This window comes from Pseudomonas sp. PB120 (assembly GCF_009761815.1).
GTDB lineage: Bacteria > Pseudomonadota > Gammaproteobacteria > Pseudomonadales > Pseudomonadaceae > Aquipseudomonas.
Genome location: NZ_RWIN01000045.1, coordinates 61,887 through 78,716 on the forward strand (window position 1 = coordinate 61,887; position 16,830 = coordinate 78,716).

General features: G+C 57.0%; 16 protein-coding genes and 3 tRNA genes. 18 read left to right on the forward strand and 1 reads right to left on the reverse strand.

Annotated features, from left to right (window positions below; all coding sequences use genetic code 11):
* Nucleotides 1-15 precede the first annotated feature (15 nt).
* On the forward strand, nucleotides 16-420 hold the full coding sequence (locus EJA72_RS09135; protein WP_157711158.1) for an MFS transporter: 405 nt from the start codon (nucleotides 16-18) through the stop codon (nucleotides 418-420).
* Nucleotides 421-429: 9 nt separating this feature from the next.
* Here EJA72_RS09135 and EJA72_RS09140 read toward each other — a convergent pair whose 3' ends face one another.
* Nucleotides 430-738 (reverse strand): YhbY family RNA-binding protein, encoded by a 309-nt coding sequence (locus EJA72_RS09140; RefSeq protein WP_007942889.1) that lies wholly within the window; start codon nucleotides 736-738, stop codon nucleotides 430-432.
* 101 nt (nucleotides 739-839) lie between these two features.
* Here EJA72_RS09140 and rlmE point away from each other — a divergent pair, with 101 nt between their 5' ends.
* The 17 genes from rlmE (at nucleotide 840) to EJA72_RS09225 (ending at nucleotide 16,795) form a co-directional block, all read left to right on the forward strand.
* Complete coding sequence (gene rlmE, locus EJA72_RS09145; RefSeq protein WP_157711159.1) at nucleotides 840-1,469, forward strand: 23S rRNA (uridine(2552)-2'-O)-methyltransferase RlmE; 630 nt, start codon at nucleotides 840-842, stop codon at nucleotides 1,467-1,469.
* A gap of 202 nt (nucleotides 1,470-1,671) precedes the next feature.
* Entirely contained in the window at nucleotides 1,672-3,582 is a 1,911-nt protein-coding gene (ftsH, locus tag EJA72_RS09150) for an ATP-dependent zinc metalloprotease FtsH (protein ID WP_157711160.1), read from the forward strand.
* An 8-nt stretch (nucleotides 3,583-3,590) separates the two neighbouring features.
* Complete coding sequence (folP, locus tag EJA72_RS09155) at nucleotides 3,591-4,442, forward strand: dihydropteroate synthase (protein ID WP_157711161.1); 852 nt, start codon at nucleotides 3,591-3,593, stop codon at nucleotides 4,440-4,442.
* A gap of 16 nt (nucleotides 4,443-4,458) precedes the next feature.
* Nucleotides 4,459-5,796, forward strand: a complete 1,338-nt coding sequence (gene glmM / locus EJA72_RS09160; protein WP_157711162.1) for a phosphoglucosamine mutase — start codon at nucleotides 4,459-4,461, stop codon at nucleotides 5,794-5,796.
* A gap of 66 nt (nucleotides 5,797-5,862) precedes the next feature.
* Nucleotides 5,863-6,618, forward strand: a complete 756-nt coding sequence (tpiA, locus tag EJA72_RS09165; RefSeq protein ID WP_157711163.1) for a triose-phosphate isomerase — start codon at nucleotides 5,863-5,865, stop codon at nucleotides 6,616-6,618.
* A 4-nt stretch (nucleotides 6,619-6,622) separates the two neighbouring features.
* The gene (gene secG / locus EJA72_RS09170) at nucleotides 6,623-7,006 is read left to right on the forward strand and encodes a preprotein translocase subunit SecG (RefSeq protein WP_017336473.1); all 384 of its coding nucleotides are present in this window, start codon (nucleotides 6,623-6,625) and stop codon (nucleotides 7,004-7,006) included.
* Nucleotides 7,007-7,028: 22 nt separating this feature from the next.
* A tRNA-Leu gene (locus tag EJA72_RS09175) sits at nucleotides 7,029-7,114 on the forward strand.
* A 96-nt stretch (nucleotides 7,115-7,210) separates the two neighbouring features.
* Nucleotides 7,211-7,287: transfer RNA gene (locus EJA72_RS09180), tRNA-Met, on the forward strand.
* A 138-nt stretch (nucleotides 7,288-7,425) separates the two neighbouring features.
* Nucleotides 7,426-7,884, forward strand: a complete 459-nt coding sequence (rimP, locus tag EJA72_RS09185; RefSeq protein WP_038843818.1) for a ribosome maturation factor RimP — start codon at nucleotides 7,426-7,428, stop codon at nucleotides 7,882-7,884.
* A 47-nt stretch (nucleotides 7,885-7,931) separates the two neighbouring features.
* Nucleotides 7,932-9,413, forward strand: coding sequence for a transcription termination factor NusA (gene nusA, locus EJA72_RS09190; RefSeq protein WP_008024459.1), 1,482 nt, complete (start codon nucleotides 7,932-7,934; stop codon nucleotides 9,411-9,413).
* Nucleotides 9,414-9,440: 27 nt separating this feature from the next.
* Entirely contained in the window at nucleotides 9,441-11,969 is a 2,529-nt protein-coding gene (gene infB, locus EJA72_RS09195; RefSeq protein ID WP_157711164.1) for a translation initiation factor IF-2, read from the forward strand.
* 159 nt (nucleotides 11,970-12,128) lie between these two features.
* Nucleotides 12,129-12,530 carry a 30S ribosome-binding factor RbfA gene (gene rbfA / locus EJA72_RS09200; RefSeq protein WP_008149016.1) on the forward strand — a complete coding sequence of 134 codons (402 nt, stop codon included), beginning with the start codon at nucleotides 12,129-12,131 and terminating at the stop codon, nucleotides 12,528-12,530.
* Nucleotides 12,531-12,534: 4 nt separating this feature from the next.
* On the forward strand, nucleotides 12,535-13,452 hold the full coding sequence (gene truB / locus EJA72_RS09205; RefSeq protein WP_178129203.1) for a tRNA pseudouridine(55) synthase TruB: 918 nt from the start codon (nucleotides 12,535-12,537) through the stop codon (nucleotides 13,450-13,452).
* A 117-nt stretch (nucleotides 13,453-13,569) separates the two neighbouring features.
* On the forward strand, nucleotides 13,570-13,839 hold the full coding sequence (gene rpsO, locus EJA72_RS09210) for a 30S ribosomal protein S15 (RefSeq protein WP_003177875.1): 270 nt from the start codon (nucleotides 13,570-13,572) through the stop codon (nucleotides 13,837-13,839).
* A 196-nt stretch (nucleotides 13,840-14,035) separates the two neighbouring features.
* Complete coding sequence (gene pnp, locus EJA72_RS09215) at nucleotides 14,036-16,141, forward strand: polyribonucleotide nucleotidyltransferase (RefSeq protein ID WP_178129205.1); 2,106 nt, start codon at nucleotides 14,036-14,038, stop codon at nucleotides 16,139-16,141.
* 138 nt (nucleotides 16,142-16,279) lie between these two features.
* Nucleotides 16,280-16,355 (forward strand) — tRNA-Thr (locus EJA72_RS09220).
* 134 nt (nucleotides 16,356-16,489) lie between these two features.
* Nucleotides 16,490-16,795, forward strand: coding sequence for a DUF6388 family protein (locus EJA72_RS09225; RefSeq protein WP_157711166.1), 306 nt, complete (start codon nucleotides 16,490-16,492; stop codon nucleotides 16,793-16,795).
* The last annotated feature ends 35 nt before the right edge of the window (nucleotides 16,796-16,830 follow it).

A 16,830-nucleotide genomic window follows, 5' to 3' on the forward strand; every position in this document is an offset into this window, starting at 1 on the left:
CTACGTGCGGGCGCCTTGCTTTGGCAGCTGACCCAGATGTTATGGGTGGGTGGCCTGTGGCTGTTACATATCGGTCTGTTGCCGGCGCTGGGCCAGATCGGCCTGGCGCCGCTGCTGATCGACGAAATTGCAGGCATGATGAATGCGCTGGTGGTGGGTTTCGCCACGGCGTGTGTGATATTCCAGGCTTTGGTGCTGGTTCAGGCCGACGGCCTTGCCAGTCTATGGCGCGATATTCGTGGGCAACTGCTGTTGATGGCGCTGTATGCGTGTGCGATGTTCTTCGCGATGCGTATGTTTTGGCCGGATGCGGAGCGTTGGCAGGTGTTCAGTTATCTTGTTCTGGGCTTTTCCGGGCTGGTGCTGGTGATGCAGCCGGTACCGGGGTGGAGCGGCAGGGTGCGCGAAGCACACCCTTGACCCTTGCCATCACTTGAAGCGATGGACGTTCGACAGCTGCTTGTTGACGCTGAAGTTCTTGCGGTAAATCAGTGCCATCTTGCCGATGACCTGAACCAGGTCCGCTTTGCCGACCTTGCAGAGTTCTGCAATGGACGCCAGGCGTGATTCGCGATCGAGGATGTTGAGCTTGATTTTGATCAGCTCGTGATCCGCCAAAGCACGTTCAAGTTCGGCTAACACACCTTCAGTCAAACCGTTGTCAGCCACAATCAAAACCGGTTTCAGATGGTGGCCAATGGATTTGTACTGTTTCTTCTGCTCTTGAGTGAGCGGCATAATCTGACCCTTTCGTCTGGATTCTGTAAAATGGCGGCCATTTTACCCGAGGGCTCGTGGATCCGCCCAACTAATCACGACCCTTATCAACGAGGTGCCCAATGGCGCGTTCCAAGACAAGCCTTGGTTGGCTGAAAAGACATGTCAACGATCCCTATGTGAAGCAGGCGCAGAAGGATGGTTATCGCTCGCGTGCGAGTTACAAGCTTCTGGAGGTCCAGGAGAAATACAAGCTGATCCGTCCGGGTATGAGCGTTGTCGACCTGGGCGCGGCGCCCGGCGGCTGGTCGCAGGTCACCAGTCGGCTGATCGGTGGTCAGGGACGCCTGATCGCCTCGGACATCCTGGAAATGGACAGCATTCCGGACGTGACTTTCATCCAGGGTGACTTCACCGAGGACGCAGTGCTCGCTCAGATCCTTGAAGCCGTGGGTAATTCGCAGGTGGACCTTGTGATTTCCGATATGGCCCCCAATATGAGTGGTACGCCTGAAGTGGACATGCCGAAAGCCATGTTTCTATGTGAACTGGCGCTTGATCTGGCGGCTCGGATACTCAAGCCGGGTGGTAATTTCGTGATCAAGGTGTTTCAGGGTGAAGGGTTTGATGCTTACGTGAAGGACGCCCGTAAAAAATTCGACAAGGTCCAGATGATCAAGCCGGACTCTTCCCGTGGCAGTTCCCGTGAGCAATACATGCTGGCTTGGGGCTACCGCGGCGGTAATGAGTAAAACGAGGTTTTTTGGCGGGGCGATAGGTTTTTAGTATTTCGCCCCGTGAGCTTTAGCGAATATTGTGTAGAAAGTGTTTCACAAAGGGTTACAGACGGCGCCTGCCAGAGCCGTACGTAATGTAGTAAGTTAGGCCGGTGAATATCATGCGAAGCGCGCGCCATTAGCGGAGCTTGCTTCAGAGGGTAGTTAATTGAACGATATGGCAAAGAATCTGATCCTGTGGTTGATCATCGCGGCTGTCCTGGTGACAGTGATGAACAACTTCTCCAGTCCTAACGAGCCGCAGACCCTCAACTATTCCGACTTCATCCAGCAGGTCAAGGATGGCAAGGTCGAACGCGTAGCGGTTGACGGCTACGTGATTACCGGCAAACGCAACGATGGCGACAGCTTCAAGACCATTCGTCCGGCAATCCAGGACAACGGTCTGATCGGCGACCTCGTGGACAACCATGTAGTGGTCGAAGGCAAGCAGCCTGAGCAGCAAAGCATCTGGACTCAACTCCTGGTCGCAAGCTTTCCGATCCTGGTGATCATCGCCGTCTTCATGTTCTTCATGCGGCAGATGCAGGGCGGTGCGGGCGGCAAGGGCGGGCCGATGAGCTTCGGCAAGAGCAAGGCACGCCTGCTCTCCGAGGATCAGGTGAAAACTACGTTGGCTGACGTTGCCGGTTGCGACGAAGCCAAGGAAGAAGTGGGCGAGCTGGTTGAGTTCCTCCGCGATCCGGGCAAGTTCCAGCGTCTGGGCGGTCGCATTCCACGCGGCGTGCTGATGGTCGGACCTCCGGGTACCGGTAAAACCTTGCTGGCCAAGGCGATTGCTGGCGAAGCGAAAGTGCCGTTCTTCACCATTTCCGGTTCCGATTTCGTCGAAATGTTTGTCGGTGTCGGTGCCAGCCGTGTTCGCGATATGTTTGAACAGGCCAAGAAACACGCCCCCTGCATCATCTTCATCGATGAAATCGACGCCGTTGGTCGCCATCGTGGTGCCGGCATGGGCGGTGGTCACGATGAGCGCGAGCAGACTCTCAACCAGTTGCTGGTAGAGATGGACGGCTTCGAAATGAATGATGGCATCATCGTCATCGCTGCAACCAACCGTCCGGACGTACTGGACCCTGCGTTGCTGCGTCCAGGTCGTTTCGACCGTCAGGTCGTGGTCGGTCTGCCGGACATTCGTGGTCGCGAGCAGATTCTCAAGGTCCACATGCGCAAAGTGCCAATGGGTGACGACGTTGCCCCGGCGGTGATCGCTCGTGGTACCCCAGGCTTCTCCGGTGCCGATCTGGCCAACCTGGTAAACGAGGCGTCGTTGTTTGCCGCTCGTGCAGGCAAGCGCATCGTCGAGATGAAAGAGTTCGAATTGGCGAAAGACAAGATCATGATGGGCGCCGAGCGCAAATCCATGGTCATGTCCGAGAAAGAAAAGCAGAACACCGCTTATCACGAAGCAGGCCACGCTATCGTTGGGCGCGTCGTGCCCGAGCATGATCCGGTCTACAAGGTGTCGATCATTCCGCGCGGTCGTGCGCTGGGTGTGACCATGTTCCTGCCCGAAGAAGATCGCTACAGCCTGTCCAAGCGCGCGTTGATCAGTCAGATCTGCTCGCTGTACGGCGGCCGTATCGCTGAAGAAATGACCCTGGGCTTCGATGGTGTGACCACCGGTGCGTCCAACGACATCATGCGTGCCAGTCAGATTGCACGGAACATGGTGACCAAGTGGGGCTTGTCGGAGAAACTCGGTCCGTTGATGTACGCCGAAGAAGAGGGTGAAGTGTTCCTCGGTCGCGGCGGCGGTGGTCAAAGTGCAAGCTTCTCGGGCGAGACCGCCAAGCTGATCGACTCCGAAGTGCGCAGCATCATTGACCAGTGCTACGGCACGGCCAAACAGATCCTCACGGATAACCGTGACAAGCTCGACGCCATGGCTGATGCATTGATGAAGTACGAAACGATCGATGCTGATCAGATCGACGACATCATGGCGGGGCGTGCGCCTCGTGAGCCGCGTGACTGGTCGGGCGGTACCGGCACTTCCGGAACACCTCCGGTCGTGCAGGATGAGCGTCCGGAAGCACCGATCGGCGGTCCAGCTGCTGACGTTTAAGGTTTGAAATGACTTCTGTACTGTCCTCGACCCGGTTGCCTTGCGGCAACCGGGTTCTTGATTTGGCCCAGACGCATGTCATGGGTATTCTCAATGTCACTCCCGATTCTTTTTCCGATGGTGGCCAGTTCAGTCAGCTCGACGCGGCCTTGCGCCACGCTGAAGCTATGGTGGCGGCCGGCGCGACGCTTATCGATGTTGGTGGCGAGTCGACCCGACCTGGCGCCAGGGCGGTTTCGCCACTGGAGGAGCTGGAACGCGTAGCGCCCATCGTCGAGCGCATTCATCGTGAACTGGATGTGATCATCTCGGTTGATACATCTACCCCGGCAGTTATGCGCGAAACCGCGCGACTCGGGGCGGGGCTGATTAATGATGTTCGTGCGCTGCGGCGCGATGGCGCTCCGGATGCCGCTGCGGCTACCGGCCTGCCGGTCTGCCTGATGCATATGCTCGGTGAGCCGGGTGACATGCAGGACAATCCGCAGTACCGGAACGTTACCGAAGAGGTGGGCGAGTTTCTCGCCGAGCGCATGGCTCAATGCGCTTCTGTGGGGATTCCAGCTGAACGGATCATTCTTGATCCGGGCTTCGGCTTCGCCAAAACGTTGCAGCACAATCTAAGCTTGTTCAAGCACATGGAGGCGTTGCATGCCTTGGGGCGGCCCTTGTTGGTTGGGGTGTCGCGCAAGAGCATGATTGGCCAGGCGCTGAGTCGTCCGGTCGGAGAACGGCTCTATGGCGGTCTTGCGCTCGCAGCGCTGGCATCGTCCAAGGGGGCGCGTATATTGCGCGTCCATGATGTTGCCGAAACAGTTGATGTAGTGCGGATGATTGCCGCAGTGGAATCAGCCGAATAAGAATGATGGAGCACTTATGACTAGGAAATACTTTGGTACTGACGGCATTCGTGGTCGGGTTGGCGAATACCCGATTACTCCTGACTTCATGCTCAAGCTCGGTTGGGCAGCAGGCATGGCGTTCCGCAAAATGGGCGCCTGCAAGGTGCTCGTTGGCAAGGACACGCGGATTTCCGGTTACATGTTCGAATCGGCGCTTGAGGCCGGACTGACGTCGGCGGGCGCTGACGTGATGCTCCTGGGTCCAATGCCGACGCCGGCCATCGCCTATCTTACGCGTACATTCCATGCCGAAGCCGGCATCGTGATCAGTGCTTCGCACAATCCGCATGACGACAATGGCATCAAGTTTTTCTCCGGGAAGGGCACCAAGCTTCCTGATGAAATCGAGTTGATGATCGAAGAATTGCTCGACACGCCAATGACCGTGGTTGAGTCGAGCAAGATCGGCAAGGTTTCGCGAATCAACGACGCGTCGGGTCGCTACATAGAATTTTGCAAGAGCAGCGTGCCGACAGGCACCAGCTTTGCCGGTTTGAAAATCGTGATCGATTGCGCCCATGGCGCAGTCTACAAGGTCGCCCCAAGCGTTTTTCGCGAGCTGGGCGCTGATGTTGTCGTGCTGTCCGCGGCGCCGAATGGCCTGAACATCAACGAAAATTGCGGCTCGACCCATATGGGTCAGTTGCAGGCTGCCGTGTTGGCTGAGCATGCCGACCTGGGTATCGCTTTCGATGGTGATGGCGACCGGGTGCTGATGGTCGATCACACCGGCGCTGTCGTCGATGGTGACGAGCTGTTGTTCATCATTGCTCGCGATCTGCACGAGCGTGGCAAATTGCAGGGCGGCGTGGTGGGCACGCTCATGAGTAACCTGGGGCTTGAGTTGGCCCTGGCGGATCTGTCGATTCCATTTGTGCGCGCCAATGTCGGCGACCGTTATGTGATCGCGGAGCTGCTGGAGCGTAACTGGGTGGTCGGTGGCGAAAACTCGGGGCACATCGTCTGCTTCCATTACACCACGACTGGCGATGCGATCATTGCGGCACTGCAAGTGCTGATGGCGCTGAAGACTCGTTCTCAAGGTATGGCGCAGGCGCGTCAAGCGTTGCGCAAGTGCCCTCAGGTATTGATCAATGTGCGCTTTGCCGGTGGTGCGAGCCCGCTCGATCACCCGTCCGTCAAAGAGGCCAGTGAGCGTGTGACCAAGGCTATGGCCGGTCGCGGTCGCGTGTTGCTGCGCAAGTCCGGGACCGAGCCTTTGGTGCGCGTCATGGTCGAAGGCGAGGACGAAACACAGGTTCGTGGTTACGCCGAAGAGCTGGCAAAACTCGTTGCTGAAGTTTCTGTCTGAATTCGGCTTGCCAGCCATGATTGTGTTGGGTAACATCTGCGCCCACTTTGACCGACGAGGTACAGCATGCGTCGCCCTATGGTAGCTGGTAACTGGAAGATGCACGGTACCCGCGCCAGCGTCGCTGAGCTGATCAACGGCCTTAGTCATTTGGCCTTGCCGAGCGGTGTTGATGTAGCGGTATTCCCGCCTAGCCTGCATATCAATCAAGTGATTGATGGCTTGAAAGGAAAGTCGATTCAGGTCGGCGCGCAGAACTCTGCGGTGGAAGCCATGCAAGGTGCATTGACTGGTGAAGTTGCGCCGAGTCAGTTGGTGGATGCAGGTTGTTCCCTGGTGCTTGTTGGGCACTCCGAACGCCGCCAGATTATCGGCGAGCAGGACGAAGTGCTGATTCGCAAGTTCGCAGCGGCACAGGCATGCGGCTTGATTCCGGTGTTGTGCATAGGGGAAACCCTTGAGCAGCGCGAAGCCGGTAAAACTCTTGAGGTTGTCTCGCGTCAGCTGGGCAGTATCATAGAGAAGCTGGGTGTTGATGTATTTGCAAAGGCAGTAATCGCTTACGAGCCGGTCTGGGCTATTGGCACCGGGCTGACTGCTTCACCGCAACAAGCGCAGGATGTGCATGCAGCCATCCGCGGTCAGTTGGCGGAAAAGAATTCTGAGGTCGCACAAGGTGTGCGGCTTCTATACGGCGGCAGCGTGAAGGCGGCCAATGCGGTCGAACTGTTCGGCATGCCGGATATCGATGGGGGGCTCATTGGTGGAGCTTCCCTGAATGCAGATGAGTTCGGTGCGATTTGTCGCGCCGCGGGAAACTGAAAAAATGCTGGAAACAGTCGTAGTCGTTTTTCATCTGCTGGGCGCATTGGGCGTAGTTGCTCTGGTATTGCTGCAGCAGGGTAAAGGTGCGGATGCTGGCGCGTCTTTCGGAGCAGGTGCTTCAAATACTGTGTTCGGAAGCCAAGGTTCCTCTACCTTTCTTAGTAAGTTTACTGCTATACTTGCCGCCGGTTTCTTCATAACCAGCTTAGGGTTAGGTTACTTTGCTAAAGAGAAGGCTCACCAGCTGACTCAAGTAGGTTTGCCAAACCCGGCAGTGTTGGAAGTTCCAAAGCAACAACCGGCTTCTGATGATGTACCGGTGCTTCAAGAGCAAAAGTCGGCTACTCCAGCGACTGACGTACCTCCAGCTCAAGAGCAAAAGTAAGAAGGGTTTCAAACGTAGTATTGCCGAGGTGGTGGAATTGGTAGACACGCAACCTTGAGGTGGTTGTGCCCATAGGGTGTAGGGGTTCGAGTCCCCTTCTCGGTACCAATTATCAGGAGAGCCCGCTGTTGCGGGCTTTCTTGTAGGTGGAAGGTTACATTGACCCTGTCAGGGATCGGTCGTATACTTCCGCCCCAGCTTTGTCGCGGGGTGGAGCAGTCTGGTAGCTCGTCGGGCTCATAACCCGAAGGTCGTCGGTTCAAATCCGGCCCCCGCAACCAGTTTAAGGAGCCCCTTTTAAGGGGCTTTTTGTTAGCTGGACACTTTCAACGCCGCTATTCAACGGCGTTTCAAGGATGGGCGTTTCGCCCATTTTTTTATTTTGCACAGCATGCACATACATGCACGAGGGGGTTCAGGTGTCGAGCAAGCTAGAAGAGTTGCAGGCCTTGCTGGCCCCGGTGGTCGTGGCCCTAGGCTATGAATGCTGGGGTATTGAGTTTTCGGCTCAAGGTCGCCACTCAATGTTGCGCGTTTATATTGATAAAGAAGGCGGAGTGCTGGTGGACGATTGTGCCATCGTCAGCCGTCAGATCAGCGGTGTTCTGGATGTTGAAGATCCAATCTCCGTTGAATACACCCTTGAAGTTTCCTCGCCTGGCATGGAACGCCCGCTGTTCACTATTGAGCAGTTTGCAAAATTTGCCGGTGAACAAGTGAAGATCAAGCTGCGCTCGCCTTTTGAAGGACGACGCAACTTTCAGGGCCTTCTGCGCGGTGTAGAAGAGCAGGACGTCGTGGTGCAGGTTGAAGACCACGAGTTCCTGTTGCCGATCGATATGATCGACAAGGCCAACATTATTCCCAGTTTTGACTGAGACGCGGATCCCGCGGATCCAATGGCTTGCGAAAGGCGAGGCGTACGATGAGCAAAGAAGTACTGCTGGTTGTTGAGTCGGTATCCAATGAAAAGGGCGTACCGGCAAACGTGATTTTTGAAGCGCTGGAGCTGGCTCTGGCCACTGCTACCAAAAAACGTTTCGAGGACGAAGTCGATCTGCGTGTGGAAATCAATCGCCACACCGGTGCTTACGAGACATTCCGTCGCTGGACGGTCGTCGAAGAAGCAGATCTGGACGATCCGGCCATCGAAACCTGGCCAAGCAAGGTTGCCGAAACGCATCCTGGTGCCCAGGTTGGCGATGTAGTCGAAGAAAAAATCGAATCCATCGAGTTCGGCCGCATCGCTGCACAGACTGCCAAGCAAGTCATCGTGCAGAAAGTTCGCGAAGCCGAGCGCGCTCAAGTCGTTGATGCCTACCGCGAGCGCCTGGGGGAAATCATCTCCGGCACCGTGAAAAAAGTGACTCGCGACAACGTGATCGTAGACCTGGGCAACAACGCTGAAGCGTTGCTGGCTCGGGAAGACATCATTTCTCGCGAAACCTTCCGGGTTGGCGTGCGTCTGCGTGCGCTGCTCAAGGAAATCCGCACCGAGAACCGCGGCCCGCAGCTGATCCTGTCGCGTACCGCGCCGGAAATGCTGATCGAGTTGTTCCGCATCGAAGTGCCGGAAATCGCTGAAGGCCTGATCGAAGTCATGGCTGCGTCCCGCGACCCGGGTTCGCGCGCCAAGATCGCCGTTCGTTCCAAAGACAAACGCATTGATCCGCAAGGCGCTTGCATCGGTATGCGCGGTTCGCGCGTCCAGGCAGTGTCGGGCGAGTTGGGCGGTGAGCGTGTGGACATCGTCCTGTGGGACGACAACCCGGCTCAGTTCGTGATCAATGCAATGTCGCCGGCTGAAGTGGCGGCAATTATCGTTGACGAAGATGCCCATGCAATGGACATCGCCGTTGGCGCAGACAATCTGGCTCAGGCCATCGGTCGCGGTGGTCAGAACGTACGTCTGGCTAGCCAGTTGACTGGCTGGACCCTGAACGTGATGACCGAATCGGACATCCAGGCTAAGCAGCAAGCAGAAACCGGCGACATCCTGCGCAACTTCATCGACGAGCTGGAAGTCGACGAAGACCTGGCACAGGTGCTGGTAGATGAAGGCTTTACCAGCCTGGAAGAGATTGCCTACGTACCGTTGGAAGAAATGCTCAACATCGACGGCTTTGACGAAGAAACCGTCAACGAGCTTCGTGCTCGTGCCAAGGATCGTTTGTTGACCAAAGCCATCGCTACTGAGGAAAAGCTGGCAGACGCCCATCCGGCCGAAGACCTGCTCTCGCTTGAGGGTATGGACAAGGATTTGGCGATGGAACTGGCGGTGCGCGGCGTAATTACCCGCGAAGACCTGGCCGAGCAGTCTATTGACGACCTGCTCGACATCGACGGCATTGACGATGATCGTGCCGGCAAGTTGATCATGGCCGCCCGAGCCCACTGGTTCGAGTAATTAGGCGCGGCCTGAGGAGAGAAGTGCATGACGCAAGTCACGGTGAAACAACTGGCCGATGAGGTCAAAACACCGGTAGAGCGCCTGTTGCAGCAGATGCGTGAGGCAGGTCTGCCGCACACCGCCGCCGAAGAAAGTGTGACTGACAGTGAGAAGCAATCGTTGCTGACTCACTTGAAAAGCAGCCACAAGGCGAAAGTGGAAGAACCACGCAAGATCACGCTGCAGCGTAAAACCACCAGCACCCTGCGTGTTGCTGGCAGCAAAAGCATCAGCGTTGAAGTACGCAAGAAGAAAGTCTTCGTACAACGCAGCCCGGAAGAAATCGAAGCCGAGCGCAAACGCGAACTGGATGAACGTCGCGCAGTAGAAAATGCTGCCCGTCAGAAGGCTGAAGAAGAAGCCAAGCGTCGCGCCGAAGAAGAAGCGCGTCGCCAGCCTGCTGCTGCGCAAACCGCTACTACTGACGCTGTCGCAGCGCCTGCTGCGGTTGCTGAACCAGTGCGTGAAAGCGCTCCGGTTGTGGCTGCTGCCCCAGCACCTGCTGCCGACGCTCGCAAGCAGAACGAACAGCGCCGCCCGGATAAACCACGTGCCGACGATAACAATCGTCGCAGCGGTGGTGGCGATGGCGAGCGCAAAAACGCTCCGCATCGTGCTTCGGTCAAAGAGAAAGCGCCTGCTCCACGGGTTGCGCCACGTACTACCGACGAAGAAAGCGATGGCTTCCGTCGTGGTGGTCGCGGCAAGGCCAAGCTGAAGAAACGCAACGCTCACGGTTTCCAGAGCCCGACCGGCCCTGTAGTGCGCGAAGTGAAGATCGGCGAGACCATCACTGTTGGCGATCTCGCTCAGCAGATGTCGGTCAAGGCTGCTGAAATCATCAAGTTCATGTTCAAACTGGGTACACCGGCGACCATCAACCAGGTACTGGACCAGGAAACTGCCCAGCTGGTGGCTGAAGAACTGGGCCACAAAGTGACCCTGGTCAGCGACACCGCCCTGGAAGATTCCCTGGCCGAGTCCCTGAAGTTTGAAGGTGAGTCGTTCTCCCGTGCACCAGTCGTGACCGTAATGGGCCACGTTGACCACGGTAAGACGTCCCTGCTCGACTACATCCGTCGTGCCAAGGTAGCGGCTGGCGAAGCCGGCGGTATCACCCAGCACATCGGTGCTTACCACGTTGAAACTGATCGCGGCATGGTCACTTTCCTCGACACCCCTGGTCACGCCGCGTTTACCGCGATGCGTGCCCGTGGTGCCAAGGCGACCGACATCGTGATTCTGGTAGTTGCAGCGGACGACGGCGTGATGCCGCAGACCGTTGAAGCTGTTCAGCACGCAAAAGCTGCTGGTGTTCCGCTGGTTGTTGCAGTGAACAAAATCGACAAGCCGGGCGCCGATCTCGATCGCATCCGTAGCGAACTGTCGGTTCACGGCGTGACCTCGGAAGAGTGGGGCGGCGACACCCCGTTCGTATCGGTTTCGGCGAAAGTCGGTACGGGTGTGGACGAGTTGCTCGAAGCTGTCCTGCTGCAAGCTGAAGTTCTGGAACTGAAAGCAACCCCATCGGCCCCAGGTCGCGGTGTTGTGGTTGAATCGCGTCTCGACAAAGGTCGTGGCCCGGTTGCAACCGTTCTGGTTCAAGACGGTACCCTGCGCCAAGGCGACATGGTCCTGGTCGGTTCGAACTATGGCCGTGTACGTGCCATGCTCGACGAGAACGGCAAGCCAATCAAGGAAGCCGGTCCATCCATCCCTGTCGAGATCCTCGGCCTGGACGGTACCCCGGATGCTGGCGACGAGATGAGCGTGGTTGCCGACGAGAAGAAAGCCCGTGAAGTGGCTCTGTTCCGTCAAGGCAAGTTCCGCGAAGTCAAACTGGCCCGTGCTCACGCCGGCAAGCTTGAAAATATCTTCGAAAACATGGGTCAGGAAGAGAAGAAGACGCTCAACATCGTCCTCAAATCCGACGTCCGTGGTTCGCTGGAAGCGTTGAACGGTGCCTTGAACGGCCTGGGTAACGACGAAGTGCAAGTGCGTGTTGTGGGCGGCGGCGTTGGTGGTATCACCGAGTCCGACGCTAACCTGGCACTGGCCTCCAACGCTGTACTGTTCGGCTTCAACGTGCGTGCCGATGCTGGCGCTCGCAAGATCGTCGAGCAGGAAGGCCTGGATATGCGTTACTACAACGTGATCTACGACATCATCGAAGACGTCAAGAAAGCCCTCACCGGTATGCTGGGCAGCGATGTTCGCGAGAACATCCTGGGTATCGCTGAAGTGCGTGATGTGTTCCGTTCGCCGAAGTTTGGCGCGATCGCCGGTTGCATGGTGCTCGAAGGTGTTGTTCACCGTAACCGTCCAATCCGTGTACTGCGTGAAGACATCGTTATCTTCGAAGGCGAGCTGGAATCCCTGCGCCGCTTCAAGGATGACGCTTCCGAAGTACGTGCCGGCATGGAATGCGGTATCGGCGTCAAGAGCTACAACGACGTCAAAGTCGGTGACAAGATCGAAGTTTTCGAGAAGGTTCAGGTTGCTCGCAGCCTCTAACTCGCGCACTTCAAGGGCCACGGTGAGCCACCGCATGCAGATGCGCGGCACAGCGTCAGGACTCTAAACGCAACGCCCGGTCTGGCTTTTGTCAGGCCGGGCGTTTGCCGCTTTCAGACCCCTCGGGTTTCACCGTGGGGCAGTAACAGGTAACAAGACATGGCAAAAGAATACAGCCGTACCCAACGTATCGGCGATCAGATGCAGCGTGAGCTGGCACAGCTGATCCGTCGTGAAGTCAAAGACCCGCGCGTCGGCCTGGTCACCATTACCGCTGTTGAAGTCAGCCGTGACGTTGGTCACGCCAAGATTTTCATCACCGTGATGGGTCAGGACAACGCCGAAGACATCGCGCAAAGCATCAAGGTGCTCAACTCCGCCGCCGGCTTCCTGCGTATGCAGTTGGCCCGTGAAATGAAGTTGCGCAGCGTTCCGCAGTTGCACTTCCACTACGACGAAAGCGTCGTGCGTGGTGCGCACCTGTCGGCCCTGATCGAGCGTGCGGTGGCTGAAGACAATCAGCATCCGGTTGCGGCAGAAGCCGAAGACACCAAGGAGTAAATCGGTGGCTCAGGTCAAACGTATCCGTCGTAACGTCAGCGGCATCATCCTGCTCGACAAGCCGTTGGGGTTCACCTCCAACGCGGCGTTGCAGAAGGTTCGCTGGTTGCTGAACGCCGAGAAAGCCGGGCACACCGGCAGTCTCGACCCGCTGGCCTCCGGTGTACTGCCGTTGTGCTTCGGTGAGGCCACCAAGTTTTCGCAATACCTGCTCGACTCCGACAAGGCTTATGAAACCCTGGCGCAACTGGGCAAGACCACCACCACGGCGGATGCCGAGGGCGAGGTTTTGCAGGAGCGTCCGGTGACCGTTGGTCGCGCCGATGTCGAAGCGGTATTGCCGAAATTTCGTGGGCAAATCAGTCAGATACCGCCGATGTACTCGGCGCTCAAGCGTGATGGCCAACCGCTGTACAAGCTGGCCCGTGCAGGCGAAGTAGTGGAGCGCGAACCGCGTTCTGTTACTATTGCGCGCTTGGAATTGCTGGCCTTCGAAGGTGATACTGCGCGGCTTGCGGTGGATTGCAGTAAAGGCACCTATATCCGCACCCTGGTGGAGGATATCGGTGAGCAACTCGGTTGTGGCGCTTACGTTGCTGAATTGCGACGTACCCAGGCCGGGCCTTTCACGCTGGCCCAGACGGTCACTCTGGAAGAGTTGGAAGCGGTACATGCCGAAGGCGGCAACGAAGCGGTCGACCGCTTCCTGATGCCATCGGACAGCGGCTTGCTGGATTGGCCACTGTTGCAGTTCTCGGAGCACAGCTCGTTCTACTGGCTAAACGGCCAACCGGTACGAGCCCCGGATGCGCCGAAGTTTGGCATGGTACGCGTACAGGATCATAACGGTCGCTTCATCGGTATCGGTGAAGTGAGCGAAGACGGGCGCATCGCGCCGCGTAGACTGATTCGGTCAGAATGACCGAACGAGGGTGGCTGTTAACAGGCACGGTCACTACTCATTTTTAGATACAGGGATTTGTCCCTGGCCTGTTGAAACTGTTTTTCTGAAACAGTTTCCTGATAAAAGGATTGCCTCATGGCTCTCGACGTTCAAGAAAAAGCTCAAATCGTAGCTGACTACCAGCAAGCTGTTGGTGACACTGGTTCGCCAGAAGTGCAAGTTGCACTGCTGACCCACAACATCAACAAGCTGCAAGGTCACTTCAAGGCCAACGGTAAAGATCACCACTCCCGTCGTGGTCTGATCCGCATGGTAAACCAGCGCCGTAAGCTGCTGGACTACCTGAAAGGCAAGGATCTGGGTCGTTATCAGACTCTGATCGGTCGCCTGGGTCTGCGTCGCTAATAAGCGATTGCGCTAGAGGTTGGTTGTTTGCCGCGCGTCAGTGGGTTTCCCGCTGGCGCATGGCAGGCTCCCAGCCTCAAGTTTTATCTGGATACACCGTTTTACCCTGGACAGGCGTTGGGCCGATTCCCGACATTGCCCAAGAATTTCGCAAGAAGACAAGTTCCCCAAGAGCCACAAAAGAAGGTAGGACACCGTGAACCCGGTAATCAAAAAATTCCAGTTCGGTCAGTCGACCGTTACCCTCGAGACTGGCCGTATCGCCCGTCAGGCCTCCGGCGCAGTATTGGTCACCGTTGACGACGACGTCAGCGTATTGGTGACCGTAGTCGGTGCCAAACAAGCCGATCCAGGCAAGGGCTTCTTCCCTCTGTCCGTTCACTACCAGGAAAAGACTTACGCTGCCGGTAAGATCCCTGGCGGTTTCTTCAAGCGCGAAGGCCGTCCTTCCGAGAAAGAAACCCTGACTTCCCGACTGATCGACCGCCCGATCCGTCCGCTGTTCCCAGAAGGCTTCATGAACGAAGTGCAGGTTGTCTGCACCGTCGTTTCCACCAGCAAGAAGACCGATCCGGACATCGCTGCGATGATCGGTACCTCGGCTGCCCTGGCAATCTCCGGCATTCCTTTCGATGGCCCGATCGGCGCTGCCCGCGTTGCGTTCCACGAAAGCACCGGCTACCTGCTGAACCCGACTTACGAACAACAGAAAGCTTCGAGCCTGGACATGGTCGTTGCCGGTACTTCGGAAGCCGTGTTGATGGTTGAATCGGAAGCCAAAGAGCTGACCGAAGACCAGATGCTGGGCGCTGTACTGTTTGCTCACGACGAGTTCCAGGTGGTGATCAACGCCGTTAAAGAACTGGCTGCCGAAGCTGCCAAGCCGACCTGGACCTGGGCTCCACAGCCAGAAGCCACTGCTCTGCTGGGCGCTATCCGTGCCGAGTTCGGCGACGCGATCTCCCAGGCTTACACCATCACCATCAAGGCTGACCGTTACGCTCGTCTGGGCGAACTGAAAGACCAGGTTGTGGCCAAGCTCTCCGGTGAAGAAGGCCAGCCTTCTTCCAGCGAAGTCAAAGCTGCTTTCGGTGAAATCGAATACCGCACCGTTCGCGAAAACATCGTGAACGGCAAGCCACGTATCGACGGACGCGACACCAAGACCGTACGTCCGTTGAACATCGAAGTCGGCGTTCTGCCAAAGACCCACGGTTCGGCGCTGTTCACCCGTGGCGAAACCCAGGCTCTGGTCGTTGCAACACTGGGTACTGCCCGTGATGCACAACTGCTGGACACCCTGGAAGGCGAGAAAAAAGACCCGTTCATGCTGCACTACAACTTCCCTCCGTTCTCGGTAGGTGAGTGTGGTCGCATGGGTGGCGCTGGTCGTCGCGAAATCGGTCACGGCCGTCTGGCCCGTCGCTCGATTTCCGCCATGCTGCCTGCCGCTGACGTGTTCCCGTACACCATCCGTGTGGTATCGGAAATCACCGAATCCAACGGTTCGAGCTCGATGGCTTCCGTTTGCGGTGCTTCCCTGGCCCTGATGGACGCTGGTGTTCCGATGAAGGCACCGGTTGCCGGTATCGCCATGGGTCTGGTTAAAGAAGGCGAGAAGTTCGCCATCCTGACCGACATCCTGGGTGACGAAGACCACCTCGGCGACATGGACTTCAAAGTAGCCGGTACCGCCAAAGGTGTTACCGCGCTGCAGATGGACATCAAGATCAAAGGCATCACCGAAGAAATCATGGAGATCGCTCTGGGCCAAGCCCTGGAAGCGCGCCTGAACATCCTCGGTCAGATGAACCAGATCATTGGCCAGTCGCGTACCGAGCTGTCGGAAAACGCTCCGACCATGATCGCGATGAAAATCGACACCGACAAAATCCGTGATGTCATCGGTAAAGGCGGCGCGACCATTCGTGCGATCTGTGAAGAAACCAAGGCTTCGATCGACATCGAAGACGACGGTTCGATCAAGATCTTCGGCGAAACCAAGGAAGCGGCTGAAGCAGCACGTCAGCGCGTTCTGGGCATCACCGCTGAGGCTGAAATCGGCAAGATCTACGTCGGTAAGGTTGAGCGCATCGTCGACTTCGGCGCATTCGTCAACATCCTGCCGGGCAAGGACGGTCTGGTTCACATCTCGATGCTGAGCGACGCTCGCGTTGAGAAAGTGACCGACATCCTGAAAGAAGGCCAGGAAGTGGAAGTTCTGGTACTGGACGTGGACAACCGCGGCCGTATCAAGCTGTCCATCAAAGACGTAGCAGCAGCCAAGGCTTCGGGCGTTTAATCACCCGCCCCGTCTGACCGCTTCAACGTTGTAGAAATGCCCCGCAGTGAAAGCTGCGGGGTATTTTTTTGCCTGCAAGAAATTGAGACGACTTGTGAAGTTGCCTGACCCTAAAGTCAGTGCTAGGTTTAGCCCACCGCCCGTGTAGCTCAGTTGGTAGAGCAGCGCACTCGTAACGCGAAGGTCGCAGGTTCAATTCCTGTCTCGGGCACCAGCAACACCTTGTTTTCAGATGATCCCGAATGGTTCTGAAGGCCAGATAAACCAGGTTTCAAACGGTTTTTTTGCGTCAGAGAGATCCTTGATGATCCAGATCCATCTTCCATTCCCCAGATCAAAGAGAACGCCATGACCGTTAAAGAATTGACCCAAGAAGCCAGACACGAAGAAGCGCTGAAAAAGTACTTGCTGGATTCGCCCCAGCTCGCTGAAGAGATCAAGGACCTGAGTGCCGATGATCAGAAAGACCAGATCCAGTGGGCATTCGAGGACGAAGCCGAATCCCAGGGCCTGCAGTCGTGGGAGCTGACGCTCAAGTACACCTCGACCCCGGAAGAATTTGAGGCCAAGCGCCTGGAATTGCACAAAGAGGCGGCCGAGGTCCTCGGCGTCGACTGGGAAGAGTACTGCGAGATGAACAATCTGGTGGTCTGACAAAAACGCCAGCCTCAAAGAGGCTGGCGTTTTTC